Source organism: Mesorhizobium caraganae, assembly GCF_016836705.1.
Classification (GTDB): Bacteria; Pseudomonadota; Alphaproteobacteria; order Rhizobiales; family Rhizobiaceae; genus Mesorhizobium; species Mesorhizobium caraganae.
In genome coordinates this window covers 1-2,126 of the sequence record NZ_JAFCGY010000082.1, presented here as the reverse complement: position 1 = coordinate 2,126, position 2,126 = coordinate 1, and the positions used below count along the sequence as shown (strand labels likewise).

Genomic DNA, 2,126 nt, shown 5'->3' with positions numbered 1-2,126 from the left:
ATTCATCGAAACCCACAACGAAAACCCCACCCCTTACAAGTGGGTCAAATCCGCCGACCAGATCCTCGCATCGGTCAAGCGTTTCTGCCAGAAGACAATGAACCGAACTTCAGATTCAGGTGACTAGGTGGTGCACGCATAGATCTGGTCAGCATGAGGCCATCTGCCGAAATGGACGGAGCGGAAGCTGGAATCATGCATCTCCCCCATCCGTCGTCGAAGCCGCTGCGGCTAACGATCGCTCGGGAATTCTATGATTTTATTTGCGAAGACGCACTGCCAGGCACCGGCTTCGAGAAAACAACATTCTGGACCAACTTTTCATCGATCGTCCATGATCTGACACCGAGGAACCGGGCGCTTCTCGTCAGGCGCGACGAACTCCAAGCGGAGCTCGACGTCTGGTATCGCGAGCATGGCGCGCCGGTCGGCATCGCAGGTTAGAAGCTTTCCTGCGTGAGATCGGCTACCTCCTGCCCGGAAGGCCCAGACTTTCGCGTCTCGACCGCCAATGTCGATCCTGAGATCACGACGGTCGCCGGGCCGCTGCTTGTCGTGCCGGTGATGAATGCAAGCTATGCCCTGAACGCCGCCAATGCCCGCTGGGGTTCCCTTTTCGACGCGCTTTACGGGACACCGGTAACTTCTCTGGGGTTATGCGGCTCGGAGAAGAGGCGGCTTGGGCTTGAACAGCGAAGGCACCTGAGGCTCTGGTTCTCGAAATCCTGCACGCAGCCGATCACGAAGCTCGCCGTTCATTTCGGCGGTTCGTACCTGCATTAGCATGTGGGCGCCATGCTAAGACCACCGCATCTGCTGCTTCTTCACCATGCGCTTGGCCACCAGTGAATTGACCGCCGACTCGGCAAGGGTCGTGGCGACGCGAAGGCCTGACCGATAGCGGGCTCCATAATTGATGATGGCACTGCGATTCGAGCGGACGTAGGTGAATAGCTGCGAACCGAGGGTATGGAGACGCGCGGCCGACAGATCTCCAGCCCCTCGCAACGGAAGCAATCGCTTAATAATGTCTTGGAGGTTGCGGATCGCTCGATCCAAGCGTCCGTGCCACAGACGCCACTTCACCGCTCTGATGTCCCTGTCGATGGTTGGGAGGGTGGCGGCAAGATCCGAGCGGGAACCATGTGATCCGCGATCTGCTGCATGGGTTGGATCTTCATGGCGATGTGGAACCAGTCGATGATGTGCGTGGTCAGCCTCGGCATCGCGCGGGGTAGCCGCTTGAGGCCATCGGAGATCACCGTCATCGCCAAAGCCGCAATACCCCTCTCGCCGGAGAGCATGAAGGGTTCGATCCGTATCGCGGGTTGGTCGGTGTTGCTGGTGGCGAAGTAGCGGCCGCCCGCATCTCCCCGCCCGCCGCGGCCGCATCGGGCTACGACGATCTCGAAATTTCGAGCTGAGTTTGGATCGGCGCTGCGACCATGAGCCGTATCGATGCTGATGACGAACTCTTTCCGTCGATTACCAAGAAGCTGCATTTCGAGCTGACGCCGTTCGTCCATCTGCAATCTCGCGCGCCAGGCTTCCTCTGCGATCTGGTCGTCGAGCAGGCTGGCGGCCTGCCGATACGGCATCGTGCTCGCCAGTCGCGCCGTCAGTTCCATCAACTCGGGAGTTGCCCGATCCGGACAGATTTCCTTTAGCGGCGCGAACGCGTCGACTATCCCTGGGTGGCAATCCCGGCACAGCATCCCAGCGGGGATTGCGAACTTCCACAGTGCCGAAGACCGTTCGAATGCGGCGCGTCGTATAGTCCTTGACTGGCCGAAAGGTATGGCAATCCGGGCAGACCGTCGAAAGAGGGCATAGGTCTCAGCCTCCTGAGTCACGACCGCGTTCTGCAAGGCGGCCATGATCTTCTTGCCATCACCGATCGAAAGGCCATGGTCTCCATCGCGCAGGCGTTCCTCGCTTTTGTCGATCCGGACTTCTCGGCGACAAATGTCGCCGAACTCGTTTTTACCCTCGATCGAGAGTATGCATACGACGAAGGCCGCCTACTGACGCGTACCTTGAGGCGTTAGTGTCCGCTTAGATTAAGTGGACGCTTGGCGAATGAAGTATCTGGCTATGGAACAGCCGTCGACGGTGGAAGCGAGCAC

At 59.1% G+C, this 2,126-nt stretch carries 3 pseudogenes; 2 read left to right on the top strand and 1 reads right to left on the bottom strand.

Annotated elements, in window-relative coordinates:
• Both JQK88_RS35325 and JQK88_RS35320 read left to right on the top strand, forming a co-directional pair.
• Positions 1-127, top strand: a pseudogene (locus JQK88_RS35325) (IS630 family transposase); the annotation flags it as partial.
• A gap of 68 nt (positions 128-195) precedes the next feature.
• Positions 196-636: pseudogene (locus JQK88_RS35320) on the top strand (malate synthase G); the annotation flags it as partial.
• An 18-nt stretch (positions 637-654) separates the two neighbouring features.
• Here JQK88_RS35320 and JQK88_RS35315 read toward each other — a convergent pair.
• Positions 655-2,003: pseudogene (locus JQK88_RS35315) on the bottom strand (ISKra4 family transposase).
• Positions 2,004-2,126 lie beyond the last annotated feature (123 nt).